This is a genomic window from Stappia sp. ES.058 (assembly GCF_900105595.1).
Taxonomy (GTDB): Bacteria; Pseudomonadota; Alphaproteobacteria; order Rhizobiales; family Stappiaceae; genus Stappia.
Genome location: NZ_LT629784.1, coordinates 4,044,882 through 4,067,209 on the forward strand (window position 1 = coordinate 4,044,882; position 22,328 = coordinate 4,067,209).

At 63.7% G+C, this 22,328-nt stretch carries 19 protein-coding genes; 4 read left to right on the top strand and 15 right to left on the bottom strand.

Annotated elements, in window-relative coordinates; genetic code table 11:
• Positions 1-8: 8 nt before the first annotated feature.
• The 14 genes from BLU32_RS18880 to rph all read right to left on the bottom strand — a co-directional run bounded on the left by BLU32_RS18880 (position 9) and on the right by rph (position 15,776).
• Entirely contained in the window at positions 9-1,706 is a 1,698-nt protein-coding gene (locus tag BLU32_RS18880; RefSeq protein WP_197673639.1) for a WD40 repeat domain-containing protein, read from the bottom strand.
• Positions 1,703-2,380, bottom strand: a complete 678-nt coding sequence (gene ribA, locus BLU32_RS18885) for a GTP cyclohydrolase II (RefSeq protein ID WP_093809519.1) — start codon at positions 2,378-2,380, stop codon at positions 1,703-1,705. Before ribA ends, BLU32_RS18880 begins: the two co-directional genes overlap by 4 nt.
• Entirely contained in the window at positions 2,377-3,492 is a 1,116-nt protein-coding gene (locus tag BLU32_RS18890; protein WP_093809521.1) for a PLP-dependent cysteine synthase family protein, read from the bottom strand. The genes ribA and BLU32_RS18890 overlap by 4 nt, the downstream gene beginning before the upstream one ends.
• A 2-nt stretch (positions 3,493-3,494) precedes the next feature.
• Positions 3,495-4,538, bottom strand: coding sequence for an SUMF1/EgtB/PvdO family nonheme iron enzyme (locus BLU32_RS18895; RefSeq protein ID WP_093809523.1), 1,044 nt, complete (start codon positions 4,536-4,538; stop codon positions 3,495-3,497).
• Positions 4,535-5,590, bottom strand: a complete 1,056-nt coding sequence (gene ribD, locus BLU32_RS18900; protein WP_244501743.1) for a bifunctional diaminohydroxyphosphoribosylaminopyrimidine deaminase/5-amino-6-(5-phosphoribosylamino)uracil reductase RibD — start codon at positions 5,588-5,590, stop codon at positions 4,535-4,537. The genes BLU32_RS18895 and ribD overlap by 4 nt, the downstream gene beginning before the upstream one ends.
• Positions 5,544-6,839, bottom strand: coding sequence for an ATP-grasp domain-containing protein (locus tag BLU32_RS18905; RefSeq protein ID WP_093809525.1), 1,296 nt, complete (start codon positions 6,837-6,839; stop codon positions 5,544-5,546). The genes ribD and BLU32_RS18905 overlap by 47 nt, the downstream gene beginning before the upstream one ends.
• Positions 6,836-8,080 carry an acetyl-CoA carboxylase biotin carboxylase subunit family protein gene (locus BLU32_RS18910; RefSeq protein ID WP_093809527.1) on the bottom strand — a complete coding sequence of 415 codons (1,245 nt, stop codon included), beginning with the start codon at positions 8,078-8,080 and terminating at the stop codon, positions 6,836-6,838. Before BLU32_RS18910 ends, BLU32_RS18905 begins: the two co-directional genes overlap by 4 nt.
• A complete protein-coding gene (locus BLU32_RS18915) occupies positions 8,077-9,336 on the bottom strand; it encodes an MFS transporter (protein ID WP_093809529.1) in 1,260 nt (419 codons plus the stop codon). The genes BLU32_RS18910 and BLU32_RS18915 overlap by 4 nt, the downstream gene beginning before the upstream one ends.
• Positions 9,337-9,390: 54 nt before the next feature.
• A complete protein-coding gene (locus BLU32_RS18920) occupies positions 9,391-10,056 on the bottom strand; it encodes a bifunctional 2-polyprenyl-6-hydroxyphenol methylase/3-demethylubiquinol 3-O-methyltransferase UbiG (protein WP_093809531.1) in 666 nt (221 codons plus the stop codon).
• 13 nt (positions 10,057-10,069) lie between these two features.
• On the bottom strand, positions 10,070-10,873 hold the full coding sequence (locus tag BLU32_RS18925) for a methyltransferase domain-containing protein (RefSeq protein ID WP_093809533.1): 804 nt from the start codon (positions 10,871-10,873) through the stop codon (positions 10,070-10,072).
• 513 nt (positions 10,874-11,386) lie between these two features.
• Positions 11,387-12,985 (bottom strand): polyhydroxyalkanoate depolymerase, encoded by a 1,599-nt coding sequence (phaZ, locus tag BLU32_RS18930; protein ID WP_244501881.1) that lies wholly within the window; start codon positions 12,983-12,985, stop codon positions 11,387-11,389.
• Positions 12,986-13,241: 256 nt separating this feature from the next.
• The gene (gene hemW / locus BLU32_RS18935) at positions 13,242-14,399 is read right to left on the bottom strand and encodes a radical SAM family heme chaperone HemW (RefSeq protein ID WP_093809537.1); all 1,158 of its coding nucleotides are present in this window, start codon (positions 14,397-14,399) and stop codon (positions 13,242-13,244) included.
• Entirely contained in the window at positions 14,396-15,055 is a 660-nt protein-coding gene (rdgB, locus tag BLU32_RS18940) for an RdgB/HAM1 family non-canonical purine NTP pyrophosphatase (RefSeq protein ID WP_093809539.1), read from the bottom strand. Before rdgB ends, hemW begins: the two co-directional genes overlap by 4 nt.
• A 7-nt stretch (positions 15,056-15,062) precedes the next feature.
• A complete protein-coding gene (rph, locus tag BLU32_RS18945) occupies positions 15,063-15,776 on the bottom strand; it encodes a ribonuclease PH (RefSeq protein ID WP_093809541.1) in 714 nt (237 codons plus the stop codon).
• Between the two features lie 264 nt (positions 15,777-16,040).
• Between rph and hrcA the strand changes: the two genes are divergently transcribed.
• From hrcA to BLU32_RS18965, 4 genes are all read left to right on the top strand, one after another.
• A complete protein-coding gene (gene hrcA / locus BLU32_RS18950; RefSeq protein ID WP_244501744.1) occupies positions 16,041-17,108 on the top strand; it encodes a heat-inducible transcriptional repressor HrcA in 1,068 nt (355 codons plus the stop codon).
• 96 nt (positions 17,109-17,204) lie between these two features.
• Positions 17,205-18,011: a molybdopterin-synthase adenylyltransferase MoeB gene (locus tag BLU32_RS18955; RefSeq protein ID WP_093809545.1), complete on the top strand. Its 807-nt coding sequence runs from the start codon at positions 17,205-17,207 to the stop codon at positions 18,009-18,011.
• Positions 18,011-18,745 (top strand): M48 family metallopeptidase, encoded by a 735-nt coding sequence (locus tag BLU32_RS18960; RefSeq protein WP_093811330.1) that lies wholly within the window; start codon positions 18,011-18,013, stop codon positions 18,743-18,745. Before BLU32_RS18955 ends, BLU32_RS18960 begins: the two co-directional genes overlap by 1 nt.
• Positions 18,746-18,819: 74 nt before the next feature.
• Entirely contained in the window at positions 18,820-20,007 is a 1,188-nt protein-coding gene (locus tag BLU32_RS18965) for a multidrug effflux MFS transporter (RefSeq protein WP_093809547.1), read from the top strand.
• Positions 20,008-20,061: 54 nt separating this feature from the next.
• Here the strand turns inward: BLU32_RS18965 and BLU32_RS18970 are convergent, their stop codons facing one another.
• Positions 20,062-22,215 carry a transglycosylase domain-containing protein gene (locus BLU32_RS18970; RefSeq protein WP_208976926.1) on the bottom strand — a complete coding sequence of 718 codons (2,154 nt, stop codon included), beginning with the start codon at positions 22,213-22,215 and terminating at the stop codon, positions 20,062-20,064.
• Between the last annotated feature and the right edge of the window lie 113 nt (positions 22,216-22,328).

Below are 22,328 nucleotides of genomic sequence, written 5' to 3' on the forward strand. Positions count from 1 at the left end.
GGCTGCCGTCAGGCCGCCCTGGCCGCATCGGCTGCGGGAATGTCGACGCTGTAGACCTCGCCATCATAGGCGCTCACCAGAAACGCCCCCGGCTGCCGTGTTGCGACGAGGCAGGACAGGCCTGCGCCGGTCAGGCGGCGGTTCAGCACCCAGCGGCCGGTGTCGAGATCGAAGACCGCAACCACGCCGCCATAGCTTCCGGTGGCGACATAGCGTCCGTCGGTTGCCACGCACTTGATTGAATTGACATGCGGCGAGCGGTGGCCGATCGCGCCATCGCGCGACCAGATCCTGAGGCACAGGTCGCGGCTGATACTGACGAAAGCTCCCGATCCCAGTGTCGCGCAGCCATTGGCAATCTTGTCATGACCGTCTTCCCAGATCGTCTCGGTCTCGAAGTCGGAGATCCGCGTCAACGCGGCGGAACAATCGGCCGCGACGGTGAAAAGCCGCTCACCGTCGCTGGCGATGCCCTTGATGGCGTTGCGGTGAACCGGAATTGACGCGACATGTCGGATCTCACCGCTGTCTGCGCAAAGAACGACAATCTCGCCGGTATAGGCGCCGATCGCGACATGCGGCAGACCGTCCTTGACGAAAGCCGCGCCGCAGTTGAGCGGCGAGCGGTGCTGATGCAGCACGGCCCCACTCTCCGCGTTGAAGATCCGGCCCATCTGGCCTCCCGACACGATGCGTCCGTCGAGGTCCACAAGGAAGTTGCACAGGCTTCCGGTTTCGCCGGCCACGATACCATCCCGCTTCAGAATGCCGGCATCGCCGATGGTCCATACGCCGCCGCGTGCCGGCAGCACCGCGTTGATGCTGATCGACGGGTCGATGCCGTCCACATCCCAGCTGTCTTCGGCGATATCGTAGATGGCGAACGTCGAGCCGAAGGTGGCGAAAACGATGGTGTTGTCATCGAAGAAGGCGCAGGAGCGCGGCCAGACCACATCGGGCAAGGCCGCGGTCGTCGACAGCACGAGTTCGGATCCCTGCAGCGACCACAGGCACATCTTGCGGTCGTAGCTCAGGCTTACCAGCCGCTGTCCTTCCGCGTCATAGACGAGTCGCTTGATTCCGGCGTCATGGGCCTGAACGGTCTGGACGTCGTCGCCGTCAATGGTGAGAATCTGCCCCTCGTCATTGCCGGCGATGACGAGTCCGTCGGGCGTGATCGCCAGCGCATCGGTTTCCACGTCGTCGAAGGCAACCCTCGAGAGCTCCTTGCCGGTTTCCACCGACCAGCGGCGAACCGTTGCATCGTCGCTGCTTGAAATGATTTCCGCGTCTCCCGGCGCGAAGCCGACGGAAATCACGTCCGCTTCGTGTCCGCGCATGATTGACAGGCAGGTGCCGTCGAGCGCGAAGACGCGCAGCGTGCTGTCGCGTGAGCACGTCGCGACCTTCGTGCCGTCGCCGGAAAAGGCGATCATCTCGATGTCGTCTTCATGCCCGTCGAAAACGGTGCGCAAGCGCATGGTCGGCACGTCGTAGAGACGCGCCGTATAGTCGCTGCTGGCGCTGGCGAGGAATTTGCCGTCGGGGCTGAATGCGCATTGGTTGGCGAGATGATCGTGATAGGCGCGCTGGATGGCGATCCGGGACAGCCCGTCCCAGAGGATGAGCTGGTCGTCATAACCGGCGGTAGCGACATAGCGACCCTTGAGGCAGGCAATGCCGCTGATCGGGGCAAGATGCTTCATGATGTGAGGTCCTCTCCTTCCAGGGCGAATGCGTGCTGGCGCAGCCGTGCCTTGGCGCGCAGGTACTTGAGATTGTGGCTGTTGACGTGAACGGCGGTGGGAAGGCGTTCGGCGATCCGGATTCCGGCATGCGCAAGCTGCGCCTGCTTGTCGGGATTGTTGGTGATCAGCCGCACGACCGGCGCGCCAAGCGCGATCAGCATCGCCGCGGCCTCTGAGAAGTCGCGGGCGTCCTCGGGAAGGTTCAGCGCACGGTTGGCCGCGAATGTGTCGAGACCCTGATCCTGAAGCAGATAGGCGGACAATTTTGCATTGAGGCCGATGCCGCGACCCTCCTGGCGCAGATAGACAAGATATCCTCCCTCCACCCCGAGCAGCTCCAGCGCTTCGCTCAGCTGATCGCCGCAGTCGCAACGCATCGACCCGAAGACGTCGCCGGTCATGCATTCGGAATGCACCCGCACCAGCGGCGGAGCGGAACGGTCCCGGCGCGGAAAACCGATGGCGAAATGCTCCTTGCCGTCGCTCAGGCCGTCGAACGCATAGAAGGTGCCCTCGCCGCCGCCGCGCCCGATGTGGATCGGCACTGCCGTCACGATGCGAAGCCCTGTGGATGGCGGCGGGTCCGGTGCTTTTGCATTGCACGCAATCGTCGGGCTCAAGGGTTTCGTCATGGGGCGGCCTCCTCACCGTTTTCGTCCAGCACCGCGGCATTGGCGATGTCTTGCTTGTCGAGCGCATTGGCAGCCCTCCACTCGGAGGGCGTTGCCGCGCTGGGAAAAACGGTGGCGACCACGGTATCGGGACCGAGTTCGCGCGCGAGCTTTCGCGCGGCCAGCCAGTTCGCGCCTGCTGAAGATCCGATGCGCAGTCCGCACTGGGCGTTGAGAAGACGGATTCCGGCGAGGGAATCGGGAAAGCGTACGGTCAGTTTGCGGGCGAGCCGGCTTTCGTGATCGGCGACGAACGGCTGCTTGCGCCCGCTGCCCAGTCCGCCTGAGCCGGCGTATTTCGGCAATCCGTTGGGCGGGGCTTCGCTGGCATAGGGCAATTCGGCCGGAGTGACGGCGACCATCCTCACCTGCGGATAAATCCTCCGGAGCGCCGAATGAACGCCGACGAGCGTTCCTCCGGTGCCGATCGAGGCGACAAAGGCGTCGACGGAAGAAATCCCCCAATCGTCAATATCTTGCAGCTGCCGGGCGAACTCCGCACCAGTGCCGGTCTCATGGATCCTCAGGTTCGCGCGGTTCACGTGCTGGTGGAGAAACGACCAGTCGGCATGGCGTTCAGCCATGCGGTATGCGGCTTCCATCACCGCCCAGAACCCGAGGGCCTTGTCGACGATGTGGACCTTTGTCCCGAGGTCGCGCATCTCCGCGATTGCGGCCGGCGGCATGAAAGACGCCATGATCAGCGTGTTCGCCAGGCCCAGGTCCGCGCACAGCCGCGAGAGCGACACGGCCAGGTTTCCGCCGCTGTATTCCAGAACCCGTATGGGGTTCGGCTCCCGCAACAGGAGATCGCAGATCAACGCAAAGGCGGTTCGGTCCTTGATCGATCCGGTTGGATTGAACCATTCGCATTTGGCGATGATGCGCGCCTCGCCGGGGATGCGGGGCAGGCAAACGACCGGGGTATTGCCGAGCCGGGCGGCGAAGGCGGCAAGCGCCGGGTGCCGCGCCAGGAGATTGGCACGGTCGCCAGCGTCTTGGTCGCCAGTGTTTTGGTCCCCGGTGTCTTGGTCGCTGGTCCGATGGACCGGGCGTGTCTGTGTGGCTGGCATGTTCACGACACATCCTCCGCCAGCCGAAATCCGATCGCATAGAGCGGGCGCGGATAAAGCCCGTGGCGGCGTCGGCACCGCGCCAGGTCGCGAAACCGCGAGAACCCGCCGCCTCTTGCCACCGCGTAGCCCGCCGGCCAGACAAGCGCCAGATCGTCGGCGATTTCGGTCCCGCCAGGGTAGGGAGCGTAGTGTCCCGCGACATACTCCTCGACATTTCCGGCCATGTCGTCGAGTCCGAACGGGCTGCGCCCCTGCGGATAGATGCCGATCGGCACGGAGGTCAAAAGACCGGATTCGATCGTATTGGCACACTCGGAATTGAAGGTTTGTCCCCAGGGGAATTCCAATGCCTGCGGCCCCCCGGCGGCGTGTTCCCATTCCGCCTCATCGGGAAGCCGGAACTTGCGGCCGGTACGCTGCGCCAGCCATAGCGCATAGGTGGCGGCTGCTTCCGCCGTGACGGTGTAAACAGGGTGATTGCCGCGATCCGATGGATAGCGGCCGAGTGGCCAGCTCGTCGGCAACTCGCCATAGCCGCTGTCTTGTAGAAAATCACGATACTCGCGGTTGGTGACCGGATAGCGGGCGATACGGTGCCGCGCCAGCCTGCGCAGATGGCGCGGGCACTCCTTCTCGATCCAGGACCGTTCAAGGAAAAGGTCGTCGAAACGCGAGATGACGTCATCGACCTGATCCGGATCGAGACCGACAGGTACCTCGCCCCCCGCAACTTCGATCATCTCCGGTATCTCCGATACGACGCGCGGATCGCCAAGCATGTTGAGCCGTGTCGCCGCGCCCAGACGATCCGCGAGGTCGCGGGCCGGATCCGCAATGATGTCGAGCAGATCCTGCCTGGACGACGACATGAAACCTTCGGCCAGGCTCAAGTGGTCCGGAAGCCGGGCGGCGACAAAGGCGTCCGGATAGCCCATTGCCGCGCGGTCGCTCGCCGAGGTCGGATGCGCCAGTGGTGCAAGCGGCCGAAACGGCGGAGCGGCGTCATCGACCGTCCGCAACAGGGAGGTCTGTGGCGCGGTCATGAGCGAGTCCCCATGGCCGGGGTGTGGTGCACGCCCGGCAAACGGCCGCCGGCAAGGGCGCCCGACAAGGGCGCGGGCGCGTCGGACGGGCCTCCCGGGCGCAGGGCCTCCGTTGAACCGCAATCGGTTTCACCTGCCAGATCGGCCATGATCGAGCGTTCGGCCTCGATGAGCACGTCGTTGTGTCCGGCGTCGCCAAGATGTGTGAGGAGATCGTCCAGGCGAGAGAAGGCGCAGGTTGGCGGGATCTGGGCGCCCAGGGAATTGTGCAGCGAACGCAGGCAGAGCGGTTTGCCGCCGCGGGCTGAATGCAGAAGAAATTGGGGCGGGCGGGCGTTATCCGGCTCGCGATGCGGTGTGGCCGCAAGCACCAGATCGTGGTTTGCACGCAGGGCTTTAAGTCCGTCGTCCGCCTCGTCCCGAGGGGCGGTATCCCTGTCGTGAAACAAAAGACAGGCCAAGGCCCGGTTCCGGGTGATCCGGCTGAGAAAACCGGCCAGGGCGTCTCTTGCGTGGTCACAAAGAAGACCGGTCTCCACCTCGATGCCGGCGGTCCGCAGTTTTTCGATTCCCCGCCCCGAAACGCGGGGATCCGGATCGAAGGCCAAGGCAACGACCACGCGCTTGATGTCGGCAGCGATGATGGCATCGGCGCAAGGCGGGGATCGCCCGATGTGGGCACAGGGCTCGAGCGTGACATAGAGCGTCGCCCCCCGCGACTTTGTCCCCGCTGCCGCGAGCGCCATCGCTTCCGCGTGCGGCCGCCCGCCGGGTTGCGTGGCCCCCTCGCCGAGAATGCGGTCATTCTTCGCGATCACGCAGCCGATTGCGGGATTCGGGGCCGTGGTCCCGCGGGCCGCGGCGCCAAGCGCCAGGGCCCGTTTCATCATCAGTGTGTCGATCTGGGTGGTCACGCCGGAAACCCTCGGCTGCAATCGAGGAAACTGCCAATGAAGAGACGAGATATGATTACGCAACCTAAAAGTGCAGTCAAATATTTTATCGTTACTTACGTGCATTTTCCGTTTGCGGAGGCAGGGGGCGCTGGGCAACGACGGCACTGGGAACCGGTGTGCAAAGGACCTTTATGCGTGAAAGCGCGGTCTCCAGATTGTCGCGCAAGGCGCACTCGCGCGCATTGGTGATGATCACGAAAGCATGCCTGGAGTAGGAATCTTGTGTCGGCGGTGCCATCGCGCCGCTTTGAAACAGCAGCCTGCTTTCCACCAGGCCGGGGATTTCGTGGATTGAGCTGTCAACGGATGCGGTGGAAACGCGACCGCCATCCCCGCAAACATAACCAATGGCGGCCAAGCGCACTGCCGGCACCGTTTCGGGTAGACTTGCGGGTCGCCCGACAAGAGCGGTGAAGCCGATCTCGATCGGGTCGATGCCGAGTGCGAGTTCCATCAAGCGCCAGATACGGTCGCCTGCCGGCCGGGCGTGGGTTTCGATCAGATGCGCGATACCCTCGTCGACCTTGATTTCGGTGTGGCACAGCCCCTGCGTGATCCCGAGGGTGTCGAGAAGACGAAAGACCCTGGCGCGGATATCGACCAGAACGGTGTCTGTCAGGCGTGCGGGAAACAGGTGACCTTCCTCGACGAAATACGGTGCGCGCGGGGGATTGAGCTTTTCGGTCACACCGAGCAGGTGATGATGTCCGTTCAGTGACAGGGTTTCTACACTGTACTCCGCACCCTCGACGAAGCGTTCCACGATCAGCCCGTCGGCAAGGCCTGCGTCCGTATGGGTTGCAAGAACGGCCTCGACGTTTTCACGCGAGACGAGGCGCACGTTGAGGCTGCCCCGCCCGGATGCCGGTTTGACGATGACCGGTTTGCCCGACGCCGCGCACAGCCTTGCAACGGCGGCGCGCACTTCGGCCCTGTCGTATGCCGCAGCCCACGCTACGGTATCGAGCGGACCGTTGCTCAACGCCCGGCGCATGGAAATCTTGTTTCTGGTCAGACTCACGGACGCCCGGCTGTTTCCCGCAATGCCAAGGGCGTCACGAATGCCGGCGGCGGCCATGCAATCGACATCGCGCACAGCGATGACCCCCGTGAAGGGGTGGGTTCGGTGCAGCGTCCGCGCCCGCTGGATGCAGGTGGTTTCGTCCTGCGTATCGATGGGCTGCACAATCCGGCATGCGTCCTGCAGCGCCGGGTCGATTTCGGTGGGATTGCCGTGGAAGAGCACAACCTCATCGGCGGCACGCAAGGCCTTTTCGACGATGGCCGGCCAGCCGCCCACAAGCAGGAGACGGGTGCGAGGCGCGTCGCGTCGTGCGTCCGTCATGAGGCATGCGCCTCCGCGAGTTCCTCCGCCCCCTGCGCCACGTGAAAGGTGAAGCGCTGTGAAATCTCCTCCAGCCGCTCGCGCACATGCCCTGGTGTATCGCCGCCGACGGAGAAGCGGGCGATCGACGCGCCACTCATGATGGGCGCGACGAGTTGCTGGCCTGGCTGGCAGAGGATCTCGGCGTGGGTGACCCAGTCATCAGTGAAGACGGAAAGTGGCGACACTTCTTGCAGCCTTCCGGCTCTCGGATAGATGGCGATCCATCCGCCGGCCGGAAAACGGGCTTCCGGTTTCAGCTCGACGGGCAATCCGACCTCAAGAAGGGCGCCGCATGCGCCTGTGTCGATGCCCCACAAGCCGGATACGCATTCGCTGATTCCGCTCCCGCCTGGCCGCCCGGCAACCTCGCCGAAGTAAAGCTGCCCGTCCGGGGTAAGAAAACACTCCAGATGCGACACGCCGTTCCGCAAGGCGACCGCTTCGAGCGCCGATGCATTGAGTGCCAGGATACGCGCGGCGAGGGTGTCGTCGCGGACGGTCACGCCGCGCCGTGTCGCAAGATCGCGGAAGCGCAGCGGGTGGCCGATGTATTCGAAACACTCGGCGAAAACGACACGATCGCCCACCGTCACGGCTTCGACATGAAATTCCCGGTTTTCCAGATATTGCGCGGCAAGCTGGTCCTTCGCGCGGTTGCCGGCGACCTCGATCCGCTCTTCGAGTTCGCGACGTGTCTCGACGACATGGACGCCGGCCGACCCCATCCCGTCACGCGGCTTCACCACGATCCGTCCGTGACGGGCAAGCAGGTCACGCACGCGGTGGGTCTCGGCAAGGCAGACCTGTTCGGGAACGGGAATGCCCGCCGCTTGAACCTGATGCGCCATGGTGAGCTTGTCGCGAAGGGCAAATGCGGCATCGGGCCGACGGCCCGCAATCTTGTGGCGCACCCGAAATTCCGCGGCCGGCAGAATGTGACGCTCGGACAATGCGACGACCCCGTCGAACGGGTGACGGGCGTGAAGCGCGTCGGCGATTGCCATCAGCCCGTTCAGATCGCGATCTGTATCGGCGATGTGGAGATCGAGCCCGCGAATGTCCGCAAAGCCTGCTTCATGCGCAGATTTGGTGATGACCGAAACGTGATGAAACTGCGCGGACGGCTGAAAGCGGCCCTCTGCGTCCCGGTAACGCGCGGCCCCGTCGCGATCGAGGATGAGTATGCGTCTGCGGGTCATCGAGGGTGCTCCTCTTCTATGCGATTGGGATTCGGCTGTGCGGGGGCAGGCGTCGGGGCGCGACGGATGGTTGCCCGCACCCAAAGCCCGGCCAGGGCGATTGCCCCGAAGAGTGCGGCATAGACGCCGGCCAGCCAGACGAAAGCGGACGCGTGCCCGGCGTCCTGCAACAGGAAGGCCCAGACGGGCGACAACACGACCACAACGATGCGGGTGACCAGGCTGATTGCCGAATTGATGGTTGCGCGGAAGCGGTCGTCCACCGCGTCATTGACGATCACGGACCCGACGATGAGCACATAGGCGCGCAGGATCTCCATCAGGGCAATCGACACGACGGTCATCGCGATCCAGTCGAGTGCGCCCAGCAGAACGGAGACTTCCAGCAGAAGGAAGGCAAGGACCGCGAAACGGATCGGAGCGACCGCGACCAGAAAGCGTTTCACCAGATAACTTGCGCCCGCGCTCAAAAGGCCGGCGACGGCCGTTGCCGCCGCGGCGAACTCGAGAGCCGCGCCCATCTCCTTCCAGACGCCCTGGTAGGTGGTGATCGCAATCATCGGCATGAACAGCGCGACGACCATGACTGCCGCCGTGACGATGGCTGTGGCGTTTCCCTGTCCGGCGAGATGGCGCAACCCGTCGCGGGCCATTCCAAGTCGTGAGCGTTTGGGGGTGGCTGCTGCCTGAGCCGGTGCGCGCACATGCTCCGGCAGGCGATACGACAGAAAAACGAGAACTGCCGCGAATGCGCCGGCTGCGTTGAGCCAGCCGACCATGTCGAGCGACCATGTCGCGACCAGCCCGCCGAGCAGCGTCGAGGTGAACTGGGCGAGGCCGGCAAGTACGCCCATCTGGGCAAGCGCCCGGTGGCGCGCAGCCGGGTCGGCGTTGGCCTGCTCCATTTCGTAGACGATGGCAATGTTGGTGCCACTGTAGAAGCTCACACCGACACCGATGAGACCATAGGCGACCGCAAGCAGCGTGAATTGCGAACTCAAGGCGATGATCAGGCAGCCCACGAATTTCACCAGCGCCCCGATGATCAGCGCGCGACGGCGGCCGAAAAGGTCGGAAACCAGGCCGGAGGGGATTTCCGTCACGACGACGATCACGGAGACCATGTTCTTGATTAGGAACACTTCGGCCAGGCTCAAACCGCGGTCGGCGTAGAAAAAGATGAGCACGCCCTGAAGAAATGCCAGGTTCCATATGAAATGTCCGAGGAAGAACTGGAATTGCGGCCTACCGGTCATCCCCAAAGCCTCCGGATCGGCCGGTCCCTGTTCCCGGGACGCAGGCCGCCTGTGTCATTCGGCGTGCACCACGAGGCAATAGGGCGTTCCGTCCTCGCGCGGCACGCGCAGGGTTTCGCGCACGGTGAAACCGTGCTCGCCGAGGAAGGGGGCGACCCAGTCGAGTGAGGCGGTGCGGGCGAAACGGCCGTCGCGCATCACCTGGATGCCGTCGTCTTCGATTTCCCGGTTGGTCTCAAAAAGCGAGAGGACGAATTTGCCACGCTCCGGTGTGACGAGCGTCCGGATCTTGTCGAGATAAAGCGGTTGAACATCCGGATGCTGATGATGGAAACAGCCGCTGTCGACAATCACGTCGAAGCAGTCCGTGAACGTGGCCTCCATGAAGTCCCCGGCCTGGAATGCCAGCCGTCCGGCCCGGGTCTCGACCAGTCCCGCCCACAGGGGGTTCTCGATCAGGTCGACGCCCAGGGCCAGCGCGCCCCTGTCTGCGAAGAACGCCGTGAGTTCGCCCTGCCCGCAGCCGATGTCGAGCATGGAACGTGGCGCACTCGGCTGGCACAGTGCGTCATAGTAGTCCTCGATCGCGCGAAGATTGCGATACCCACGCGTGCAGATCGGCTGCCCCGCGTAGAGGTCCGAATAATAACGCTGCAAGGATGTCATGTAGTCCTCGGGCGTCGAACGTGCGTCCTCTTCGATCGTCGTGCTCTTGGTCATGCGCCTGCCACCACTACTTGATCGCCAGGTAACCGACAAAGCTGAGATAGCGCATGACGGTGAAGACCGAGGAGAAGCCGGCGTCGCGCAAGGACTGAACGTTTTCCTCCGACGTTTGCGGATTGAGGATGCCTTTCAGGCTCTTGCTCTTGGCGATGATCTCCGCAGGGTGGAACCCCTGCTCGATCTTGAAGTCGATATAGAGGCTGGAAAGAAGATCCTGCGCCACGGGATCGGAACCGCGCACCTTCTCGAACATGATCAGCCCGCCGCCTGGAAGCAGGGAATCGTAGAGCTTCCTGATCAGTTGCGCGCGCACCGCCAGCGGCGTGAACTGAATGGTGTAATAGGACAGGAAGAGATTGGCGCGCTCGAAGGCGAACCGGAGGATATCCGAGGTGACGAACTCAATGCCGAGGTGGCCGTGCTCCTCACGCGCCTTCAGCGTCATCGCCTCGACACTGTCGATGCCGACCCAGCGGACATTTTGATGCGCTGCGTGGCGGGTTGCAACCTTGCCGATCAACTCGCCGACAGAACTTCCTAGCTCATAGCATGCGGTGCCGTCCTGAACGAAGTAGTCGCTCAATTCACATGCGAGCTTGTGCCCTTCGGCATACATCGGGATTGAGCGTCGCACATGGTCCGCGAAGTGATTGGGCGTCTGGCCACCGAACGTCCAGCCGGCGTTTGCCGCACTGATGTTGTTGCCCACGCTGGCAATCTGGCCCGGTTCGGTATCGTGGGCCCCGCTCGGCACGGAGGCGGCGGCCGCAGCGCGTTTCCCGGGTTTCGTGTCGTGCACCTGCGCTTCCATTGCCTGCTCCCGCTTGCGTTCTTTTGGACGACCCCGATATGAGCGAACCGCAAGCCCGGTCACTCGCGCATGTCAGAGACGACTGATTTTATCGCCGATGCATCCGGGGTGCCCACATTCCGGTCAATTGCGAAATCCCGTCTGGACCATCCCATTCCAAATGACGTGTATGGCGCCAGACTTTAAAATTTAAGGTTGTAATTCCGGGATTGTCAATCGGAATCGCGATTGCCTGTGCGTGGCGCGCGGGGATGCAAACACACGAGCGGGCATGTTCTGCGCTTCCGCTCCTTGACGAGACGCAATCCGCCTCGAACCATGGCAATCCCATTTATGGGTCCACCCCCTGAGGCGGGGGCTGTTTCACGAAGGGGAAGGTCGCCGTCTCGCGCGTCTGGGCCGGGCAATCTGCCACACGGAACCTGCGCAGAATCGTTGCCGGCATGAAAAAGGGGCGGAACCGGTCCCGGCTCCGCCCCTCGGCACGATCGGATTTTGCCTATTCTTGCGCGATCAGCCGTCCACAGGCTGTTTCGTCAGCTTGCGTGCCTGCTCGATCCAGCCATCGCGGGCAATGCGGCCACGAAAGTCGAGCTTGCTGTCGAGCGCGGAAATCTGCGCATCGGTGAGGGCTGCTATCTGCCAGTAATGGAAGATGCCGGCACCGTTGAGGGCTGTTTGCAGTTTTGGTCCGACTCCACTGATAGCGGTGAGGTCGTCGGCCGCGCCCTGTGGTTCGGCAAGGAGCACTTCGGCGAGCGGGTCGGAGAGTATTCCCGATTTCGGGTTGCTCGCAGGTTTTGCCTTGGCGGTGGGCTTTTCCTGTGTGGCAGTCGCGACGGTTGAAGCGGCGGAGCCTGTCTTGGTGGCGACGGCCACTTCCGTTCGGTTTTCGGGGATCGCAGGCGCTTTGTCCGGACGCTGGTGGTGGGTTCTGATGAAATCCATCACCCGGGGTGCGATTTCGGATCGGAACCGCGATCCGTTGAACACCCCATAGTGGCCGACATTCGGCTGGGTGTAGTGGGCCTGCATGTCGGCGGCGAGATCGGTGCACAGGTCGTGCGCCGCCTTGGTCTGACCGCCGCCGGTGATATCGTCCTTCTCGCCCTCGACCGTCAGCAAGGCCGTACGGCGGATCTTGCCGCAATCGACAAGTTCACCGCGATGACGGAATTCACCCTTCGGAAGGGCATGGGTGATGAACACCGTCTCCACCGTCTGCAGGTAGAACTCGGCGGTGAGGTCCATCACGGCAAGATACTCGTCGTAGAAGTCCCGGTGCTTTTCCGCGCTGTCGCCGTCGCCGTCGACCAGATGCTGGAAATACTCGTGGTGGGCCGTCACGTGGCGGTCGAGGTTCATGCTCATGAAGCCCGACAGCTGCAGGAATCCGGGATAGACGTCCCGCAGGAAGCCCGGCTGCGGGAACGGGACCTTCATGATCACATTGCGGCGGAACCACTCGATCCCGTTGCTTTCGGCAAGATCGTTGACGGCCGTCGGATTGATCCGTGTATCGATCGGCCCGCCCATCAGCGTCATTGTCGCCGGTGACAGCGGATCCTCGTGACCTTCCATCACCGCGACGGCTGCAAGGACGGGAACCGAGGGCTGGCAAACCGCGATGACATGGGTGTCGGGCCCCAGGAAGTGCAGCATCTCGATGACATAGTCGATGTAGTCGTCGAGATCGAAACTGCCCTGGCTCACGGGAACCATGCGCGCGTCGATCCAGTCGGTGATATAGACGTCGGCGCGCGGCAGAAGCGTTTCCACGGTGCCGCGCAACAGCGTCGCATAGTGACCCGACATGGGCGCGATAACCAGGATCTTGGGATCCTGACGCTGCTTCGCACCAAGTTTGCGGTCGAAATGCAGCATGTTGCAAAACGGCTTGCTCCAGACCACTTCTTCGCGAACGGGAACCTTGACCCCGCTGACGGTGGTCTCGTCGAGCCCGAACGCGGGCTTTCCGTAGCGCCGTGTCATGCGTTCGACCAGTTCGCATCCGGCCGCGACCGAACGGCCCACGGGCGTGTGCGTAAGTGGGTTGAGCGGATTTTGAAAATAGAGACGGGTCATGTCGGCCGTCGCCCGCATGGGACTCATGGCCGCGTGATTGAATTCATACATATGATAGAATGGCACGCGATTGACCCTTCTTTATGTTCCGGCCATGCCCTTGAAGGGATCGGAACGTTTTTTCGCATTGCAAAATAATATGACAAAGTCATGCGCCGCATCAACCGGGACAGAGGTCGATAGTCAGCAATTGCTGCAAAATTGCCGCATGCTCGAGGAAAGACATGCAAGCACAGTCTGTTGCACTGCAAAAAAATAAACAAATTTCGTAAAGATTGCTGCTTCAGGCCGCCAGATCGGCAACGACAGCGTCCAGAACGAGAAAACCGGCCGGCGTTGCGCGCAACCGATCGTCGTCCAGATGTTCCACCATGCCATGCTCCACCAGCTGGGCGATGCGTCTCGGATCGATTGTGCGCCCGGCGATCGCCTCGTAGCGGGAGAGGTTGATGCCTTCCACGAGCCGCAGTCCCATCACCAGGTATTCGTCGCCCTGTTCTTCCTGGGTGAGCGCCTGATCCTCGACCAGTCCGTCGCCTCGCGCCTCGACAGCCTCAAGCCAGGTTTCGGGATGGCGCTCGGTCGCGGTGGCGAACTTGCCATTGCCGCCGGTCAGCCGCCCGTGCGCGCCCGGACCGACGCCGACATAGTCGCCATAACGCCAGTAGATCAGATTGTGCCGGGATTCCGCGCCCGGGACCGCGTGGTTCGACACTTCATAGGCCGGCATGCCGCGCGCCTCGCAAATCTCCTGCGTGAGGTCATAAAGATGTGCTGCGGTGTCGGGATCGGGTACGACCAGCTTCCCGGTGCGGTGAAGCTCGAAATAGGGCGTTCCGAGTTCGATCGTCAGCTGGTAGAGCGACAGATGATCGGCGGCGAGGTCGATGGCCTCGGACAGTTCCGCCTGCCAGTCGCGCGCCGTCTGATCGGGTCGCGCATAGATCAGATCGAAGGAAATCCGGGGAAATGTGTCGCGCGCAATGGCAATCGCCGTCTTGGCCTGCGCGACGTCATGCAGGCGCCCGAGGCGTTTCAGGTCAGGGTCGTTCAGCGCCTGGACGCCGAGCGACAGCCGGTTCACGCCGGCCGCGCGATAGCCCTTGAACCGGGTTGCCTCGACGGAGGAGGGATTGGCCTCCATCGTGATCTCCGCATCCGGCGCGACACTCCAAAACCCGCCGATCGCATCGAGCACGCGTGCAACCGTTGCCGGATCCATCAGCGACGGCGTGCCGCCGCCCAGAAAGATGGAATCGACGCGCCGTCCGCGTGTGCGCTCGGCGAAGGTTTGAAGTTCACGCTCGAAGGCGCCCGCGAAGCGGGCCTGGTCCACGCCGGCATGGCGGACGTGGCTGTTGAAGTCGCAATAGGGGCATTTGGCCTCGCAAAACGGCCAATGCACATAGATGCCGAACCCGCCGTCGCTTTCGTGTGTCATGCGCTCTCCAGGCAGGCTTTCGAAAACGCCTGAAAGGCGCGGGCGCGATGGGACAGCGCCGGGCCGTCCAGTGTCCGGCCATGTTTTTCTTCCGGGGACATTTCCGCGAACGTGCGCGTGTGGCCATCGGGCTGGAACATCGGGTCGTAGCCAAAGCCGCCGTCGCCGCGCGGCGGCCAGACGATCTGTCCCTCGACCTCGCCGCGAAAGAACACACTTTGCCCGTCCGGCCATGCGAGGCACAGCACCGCAACGAAGGAGCCGCGCCGCTGCGCGTCGCTTGCGGAGCCGGCCGCCTGCAGCTTTTCCTCCACCGTTCGCATGGCCATGGCGAAGTCCTTTTCCGGACCACCCCAGCGTGCGGAATAGACGCCTGGCTGGCCGCCAAGGGCCTCGACGCAAAAGCCGCTGTCGTCGGCCAGGGCCGGCAGGCCGCTCGCCTTTGCCGCCGCCACCGCCTTCAACCCGGCGTTGGCTTCGAAGGTCGTGCCGGTTTCTTCCGGTTCGGGCAGGTCGAGCGCGCCCGCGGAGACCACCTCGAAGCCATAGGGCGCCATGAGGTCCTCGATCTCGCGCAGCTTGCCGGGATTGTGGCTGGCGATCACGATTCGGCCCGGTTCGAGGCAGCGGTGCGTTGGCTCACTGGCGTTGGACATGGGATCCTCAGGAAATCGCCATCTTCTGGAAATCGACCAATTGTCCAATCCCTGTCTTGGCAAGCGCCAGCAGCTGGGCGAATTCGTCTTCGGAGAAGGGCGTGCCTTCCGCCGTTCCCTGGATCTCGACGATGCCGCCGGAGCCGGTCATCACGAAGTTTGCATCGGTGTCGGCGTCGGAATCCTCGAGATAGTCGAGGTCGAGCACCGGCTTGCCGCCATAGATGCCGCAGGAAATGGCGGCGATGTGGTCCTTCAGGACCGGGGCGGACACCATCTCGCGCGCCCGCATCCACTCGACGCAATCCTTCAGCGCCACCCAGGCGCCGGTGATCGCGGCCGTGCGCGTGCCGCCATCGGCCTGGATCACGTCGCAATCGACCGAGATCTGGCGTTCGCCGAGCGACGGCAGATCCACGACGGCGCGCAGCGAACGGCCGATCAGGCGCTGGATTTCCTGGGTCCGGCCGGACTGTTTGCCGGTGGCGGCCTCGCGGCGCATGCGATCGCCGGTGGCGCGCGGCAGCATGCCGTATTCCGCCGTCACCCAGCCGCGGTTCTGACCGCGCAGCCAGGGCGGGATGCGCTCTTCCAGGCTTGCCGTGCACAGGACGTGGGTATCGCCGAACTTGACGAGGCAGGAGCCTTCCGCGTGTTTTGAGACGCCGCGCTCGAGTGTTACAGCACGCAACTCGTCTGCTGCACGTTTGGATGGCCGCATGTCGATCCCTTTCCGGACGGTCGTGGCTGAGCCATTTGTGGCATCTGCCGGGTGTTTCGCGCACTTCTAATGCAAACTGCGGCTGGAGAAAACGCTTCTCTGCCGTTGCCCGGTCTTTGCGGGTGCGGTGGGCACCGGTTGTCGAGGCTCGGCGAACGGAAAAATTCCGACAACCCCTCATTATCCTGCGAAGAGTCGTTATATTCCCGAAAGGGTGCGCATGGCCTTTCAGCCATCGCGGGTCGGACAACGAGGAAAGCAAACGTGACATTGGGTGTTCCCTCCGTGAGCCTGAGCGAGCTTGATCAACGCTCGCGCGAAATCTTCCGGGCGATCGTCGAGAGCTACCTGGACACGGGTGAACCCGTGGGCTCGCGAAATCTCTCCCGTCACCCGTCGATCCGCCTCTCTCCGGCCTCCATCCGCAACATCATGTCGGATCTCGAGCATGCCGGACTGCTCTATGCGCCGCATACGTCCGCCGGGCGTCTCCCGACCGAGGGGGGCTTGCGGTTCTTTGTCGATGCGCTTCTGGAGGTCGGCGATCTCACGCGCGACGAGCGCTCGCAAATCGAGATCCAGGTGAAGGCCGCGCAGAGCGAGCGCACGTCAGAGCAGTTGTTGACTGAGGCAAGCCAGATGCTCTCCGGCCTGTCGCGCGGGGCGGGTGTCGTGTTCACTCACAAGGCCGATGTGCGGCTGCGGCATGTGGAATTTGTCCGCATCGAACCGCAAAAGGCGCTGGTCGTGCTGGTCGCCGACGACGGCTCGGTCGAAAACCGGATTGTCGCCCTGCCGCCGAACCTTCCGCAATCGGCGTTGATCGAGGCATCGAACTATCTCACCAATCTGATTCGGGGCCGCACGCTGGCGGAGGCCCGTGTCGAACTGGAGACGCAGCGCGATCGTCACCAGGCCGAACTGGACGAACTGACCGCCAAGCTTGTCGAGATGGGTATTGCAACACGCGCCGGGACGGGGGCGGACGCTGGCTCGCTTATCGTGCGCGGGCGCTCCAACCTCCTTTCCGATCTCGAGGCGGAACAGGATCTTGAGCGCATTCGCCTGCTGTTCGACGATCTGGAAAGCAAGCGCGACCTGATTCAGCTGCTGGCTGCCGCCGAAGGCGGCGATGGGGTGCGCATTTTCATCGGCTCGGAGAACAAGCTGTTTTCCCTGTCGGGATCATCCATTGTGGTGTCCCCGTTTCGCGACCATGACGAACGGATCATCGGTGTCCTCGGGGTGATCGGTCCGACGCGGTTGAATTACGCACGCATCATTCCGATGGTCGATTATACGGCGCGTCTGGTCGGACGGCTGCTGCGCTGATATTCGGTACACGCGAGATGCGCTGGTTCCCGCAGCGCTTCGATTTGGCCGTTCCGCCACGCGATACGGCCTCAATGACCCGCACACGAGCCTGACATGAGCCTGAGCCCCGCCGAACTCGAACGCTACGCCCGCCATATCGTTCTCCAGGATGTTGGCGGTCCAGGACAGCAGAAACTGAAAGCCGCACGCGTGCTTGTCATCGGCGCGGGTGGTCTCGGCTCCCCGGTGCTGCAGTATCTCGCGGCCGCCGGTGTCGGAACCCTGGGCATGGTGGACGATGACACCGTCTCGTTGTCCAATCTGCAGCGTCAGGTCATCCATGATACCGATCAGCTTGGCGAGCCCAAGGTCGCAAGTGCGGCGGAAACGCTTTCAAGGCTCAATCCTCACGTCAAGCTCGAACCATGGGCGGAGAGGCTGTCCCCGCACAATGCGCTTGCGCTGATCTCGCGCTATGATCTCGTTGTCGACGGGTCCGACAATTTCGCCACGCGCTATCTCGTCTCGGATGCCTGTTTCTTCGCGCAAAAGCCGCTGGTGACCGGTGCGGTCGGACGCCTCGACGGCTCGCTGACCTTGCTGAAACCCTTTGAGACCGGTGCGGACGGTGTCCACAATCCGACCTATCGTTGCATTTTCCCTGAGCGGCCCCCTGAAGGCCTGTTGCCCACCTGCGCGGAAGCCGGTGTTCTGGGGGCGCTCACGGGCATGATCGGAACCATGCAGGCGATGGAGGCGATCAAGGAGATCGTCGGTTTCGGCGAGGGGCTTGTCGGGCGCCTGCTTCTGGTGGATGCGCGCGACATGCGTTTCGAGACGATCCGCTACCGCTGGTCGGCGCGAAACCCTTTGAATGGCGAAAACCCCCGGCGATTCGACGAATTGACCGAGGTGGAGTGATGCGCTGGCTTCGCACGCCTGTCCCCTTGCCGGAAGCGCTGGAACTCACCCTTGGCACACGAACCCTGAACGTGCGGCTGGTCCGCAATCCGCGCGCGAAACGTTACATTTTGCGTGTGCCCGCCAGTGGCGGCGACCCGGTGCTGACCGTTCCGCCGCGCGGCACGCTGGAAACGGCTCGGGACTTCGCAACGCGTCAGCGTGCCTGGTTGTCGGGACAACTGGAGAAACGTCCCGAGGGGTCCCCGTTTGCGCCTGGTGCGAGCGTTCCGTTTCGCGGCGTGATGCATGAAATCGAATCCGCGGGCGGACTGAGGGGGATGGTGAAGACACGATCGGGCTACCCGGACCCCGTCCTTGTGGTGCCGGGTGGCCCCGATCATTTGTCGCGCCGGCTGCGCGACTGGTTGAAGGCGCGCTCCCGCGAGGACCTGACGACGGCCGTTTCCCGGCATGCGACCGTGCTTGGAAGAAAACCCGCCGGAATTACGCTGCGCGACACCCGCAGCCGCTGGGGATCGTGCAGCGCCGCCGGCCATTTGTCGTTTTCCTGGCGTCTGGTGCTTGCACCACCTGCAATCCTGGATTACGTCGCAGCCCATGAAGTCGCGCATCTTGCCGAAATGAACCACGGCCCGGGTTTCTGGCGTCTTTGCCGTGAACTTGCCCCTCAAACCGATGAGGCCCGCGTCTGGCTGCGGCAGGAGGGCGGGGCCTTGCATCTTTACGGCTGACTGCCGCCCGCCGTTTTCTCCCGCGGTTTTTTGCGACCGCTGCCGCCGACCGACTGCCTCAAGGATGTTTCCGCATGCTCAAGCCGGATACGTGGTTGCTTACGATCCTGCTTGCCAGTCTGACGGCGCTAGGGCCGCTGTCGACCGACATGTACCTGCCGGCTTTGCCTGGCATCATGCGGGATCTCGGCACGGCAAGCGCCTCGGTGCAGCTCACGCTGTCGATGTTTCTGGTCGGGTTTGCCGTGGGGCAGGTATTCTATGGACCGTTGGCCGACAGGCTGGGGCGCAAGCCCGTCTTGCTCACCGGCCTTGGAATCTATGCGGTGGCAAGCCTTGCCTGCACGCTCGCTCCAACCGTGGAAATTCTGATCGTGGCGCGGTTCCTGCAGGCGTTTGGTGCCGCCGGCCCCGTGGTTCTCGCCCGCGCGATTGTGCGCGACCTCTATGAGGGGCCGCGCGCCGGACATGAATTGGCCCGCATGGGCTCGATCATGGGTCTTGCCCCGGCGATCGCCCCTTTCTTCGGCGGCCTGATCGCCAGCGCCGGCGGATGGCGGTTTGTCTTTCTCGTCTCGCTCGTCTTTGCCGTTGTCGTCATGCTGGCCATCGGGCGTGGACTTCCAGAAACCCTTAAGCAACCGGAGACAGAACCATTCTCTCCCGGAGCGCTTTTTCGCGGCTTCGCGTCGTTGCTGCGGCACGGGCTGTTTCGCGCCTATCTGCTTATCGTCACGCTTACCTATTCCGGCCTTTTCGCGTTCATTTCGGGATCGTCGTTCGTTCTGCAGGACGGATATGGACTGACCCCGGCGATTTACGGCATCGCCTTCGGCGTCTGTGCCGGCGCCTATGTCTGCGGCACCATAATCGGACAGAAGATCGCTCCGCGCCACGGCGTGGAAAGAACGATTGCGCTTGGCGTCGTCTGTCTGGCGCTCGGCGGAGCTGCCATGCTGATCGCGCTTGCGAGCGCGCCGTCCGCCTTGTCGGTGATCGTGCCGATGATGCTCTATATGGCGGGCGTCGGCCTTGCACTGCCGCAATCCCAGGCGGCTGCGCTCATGCCCTTTCCCGAAAGAGCCGGGACCGCATCGTCCCTGATGGGGATCGGGCAAATGGCAACCGCGGCGGTGATCGGCATCGGCGTCAGCGCCTCGCTCGACGGATCGGGCCTGGCGCTCGCAGGCATCATTGCCGCGCACGGGTTTCTGGCGGCGCTGGTGTTTTTTGTCACACGAGGCGCCCGCCGCGCCGTTTGAAGCGGATCGATCCCTGTTGCGGTCGAAACCGTGCGCGCAGCTAGGGTCCGCACCCTAACCCCCGAAAATCCGGTTGAGCAGGTCGAGTGGCCCGCCCCCGTCCGGGGATCCGTCCCGCATCGGTGGGAGACGCCGCGCCGGATCCCCCTCGGCCGGCATCGCCGGCACGGGTGCATTCGGATTTCGGGCCGGTTGGGCAACCGTCAGCGGCCGATCGGACACGCCCGGAAGACCCGCGACCGCAAGGCCCTGGTGACCGGCCGTCATCACGTCCTTCCAGATTTTCGCCGGCAAGGAGCCGCCGGTCGCCCGTTTGGTCGGCGAATTGTTGTCGTTGCCGAGCCAGACTGCGGTCGTGAAGGTGCCTGTGTAGCCGATGAACCACCCGTCGCGGAAATTCTGGCTTGTGCCGGTCTTGCCGCCGGCCGGTCGGCCGGGCAGCTGCGCGGCGCGTCCGGTTCCGGTCAGCAGCGTCTCGGACATCATCATGTTCATGTCCGACAAGGTGCTGTGGTCAATGACCCGCCCTGAGCCGTCGCCCTTTCGGGCATAGAGCAGCTTGCCGTTCGACGTTCGGATCGATTGGATCACATGGGGAACGATGCCGTAGCCGCCGTTTGAGAAAGGAACGTAAGCAGCGGCGATTTCCAAAGGAGTCACTTCCGAGGTGCCGAGTGCGATGGACAGATTCGGCTTCAGCGGTGATGTGATCCCGAGCTTGCGGGCGCTGCGGATGATCGCGCGCGGCCCCACTTCATTGGCAAGCTTTGCCGCCACCGTGTTGAGCGACAGCGAAAGTGCCTCGGTCAGGCTGACCGGGCCGCGGTAGGACTTCGAGTAGTTCTTGGGCGCCCATTTGCCGATGCGCACCGGCTCGTCGATGCGCATGGTGCCGGGTGTGAGGCCGCGTTCCAGCGCGGCGAGATAGACGAAAGGCTTGAAGGCGGAGCCCGGCTGGCGATGGGCGTTGACCGCGCGGTTGAACTGGCTGCGGGCGTAGTCCCGGCCGCCGACGAGCGCCTTGACGGCGCCCGAACGGTCAAGCGTGACGATGGCGCCCTGTTCGACACCCCGCTTGGCGCCATCTTCGGCAAGGGCGCGCCTGAGCGCATCTTCGGCAATGATCTGAAGTCCGAGATCGACGGTGGTGCCGACGATGATGTCCTGTTCGATCCCTCCCACGAAGCTGGGCAGAAGCTCCATCACCCAGTCGGCGACATAATTTTCGCTGGCCGAGGTGTGATGGGTGACGACCCGCATCGGCGCGGCGATGGCATCGCGGGCTTCGGCTTCGGTGAGGTAGCCTTCCTCCGCCATGGCCGCGAGCACCGTTGCGGCCCGCCCCGCTGCCAGGTCGGGGTTGCGCGTCGGCGCATAGCGCGACGGCGCCTTGAGCAATCCCGCAAGGGTGGCGGCTTCGGCAACGCTGAGCATTCGCGCCGACTTGTCGAAATAGCGTCGCGCGGCTGCATCGACCCCATAGGCGCCTGCCCCGAGATAGACGCGGTTGAGGTACATCTCGAGGATTTCGTCCTTGGAGTGATTGGCCTCCAGCCAGAGTGCCAGGACGGCTTCCTGGACCTTGCGCTTGAGCGTGCGGTCGGGCTCGAGAAAAAGGTTTTTCGCCAGCTGCTGGGTCAGCGTCGAGCCACCCTGGACGAGACGGCCGGAGGTGAAGTTGGTGATCATCGCGCGCATCAGGCCGATGGGGTCGAGCCCGAAGTGAGAGCGAAAGCGCCTGTCCTCGATGGAGACCACCGCTTGCTCAAGATACGGCGGGAGCTGTTCCAGCCGAACAGCTTCACCACCCGTATCGCCGCGATTGGCCATCAGGCTGCCGTCGGCGGCAACGATACGCACGTTCGGCGGACGCTGCGGGACTTTCCATTCCGACGTCGGCGGCAGATAGGCGGCATAATAACCAAGCACGCCGATCCCGGCGATCCCGCCCCAGATGCACAGGACGAAACTCCAGTAGACGATGCGGCGCAGAAAACCGACCAATCCGCCGCGCCGGACGCGGGCGGATTTTGTCCGCTGCCGCGCGCTGCCCGTCTTGCCGCGCTTGCCGCCGCCGGGTCCGCGGCCCTGTCCGGAGCCCCGCTTGGCGCCAGCGGTGCGCGCGGGCTTCTTGCTCACGGCGCCCGGTCGGTCGGCCTTTGTCAGACGCATGTCGAGCGTGCCGCCGTCACGTTTGGAGGCGTGCATGTTCAGGCGCGGCTCCTGCCGGCTTCTGCGTGACGATCCTCGAGCCATGGGTCCGATCTGGTTGATGTGGGGCAGACTGTCCCGGTGAATGCCTGCGGAGCTGGAGTTTAGAT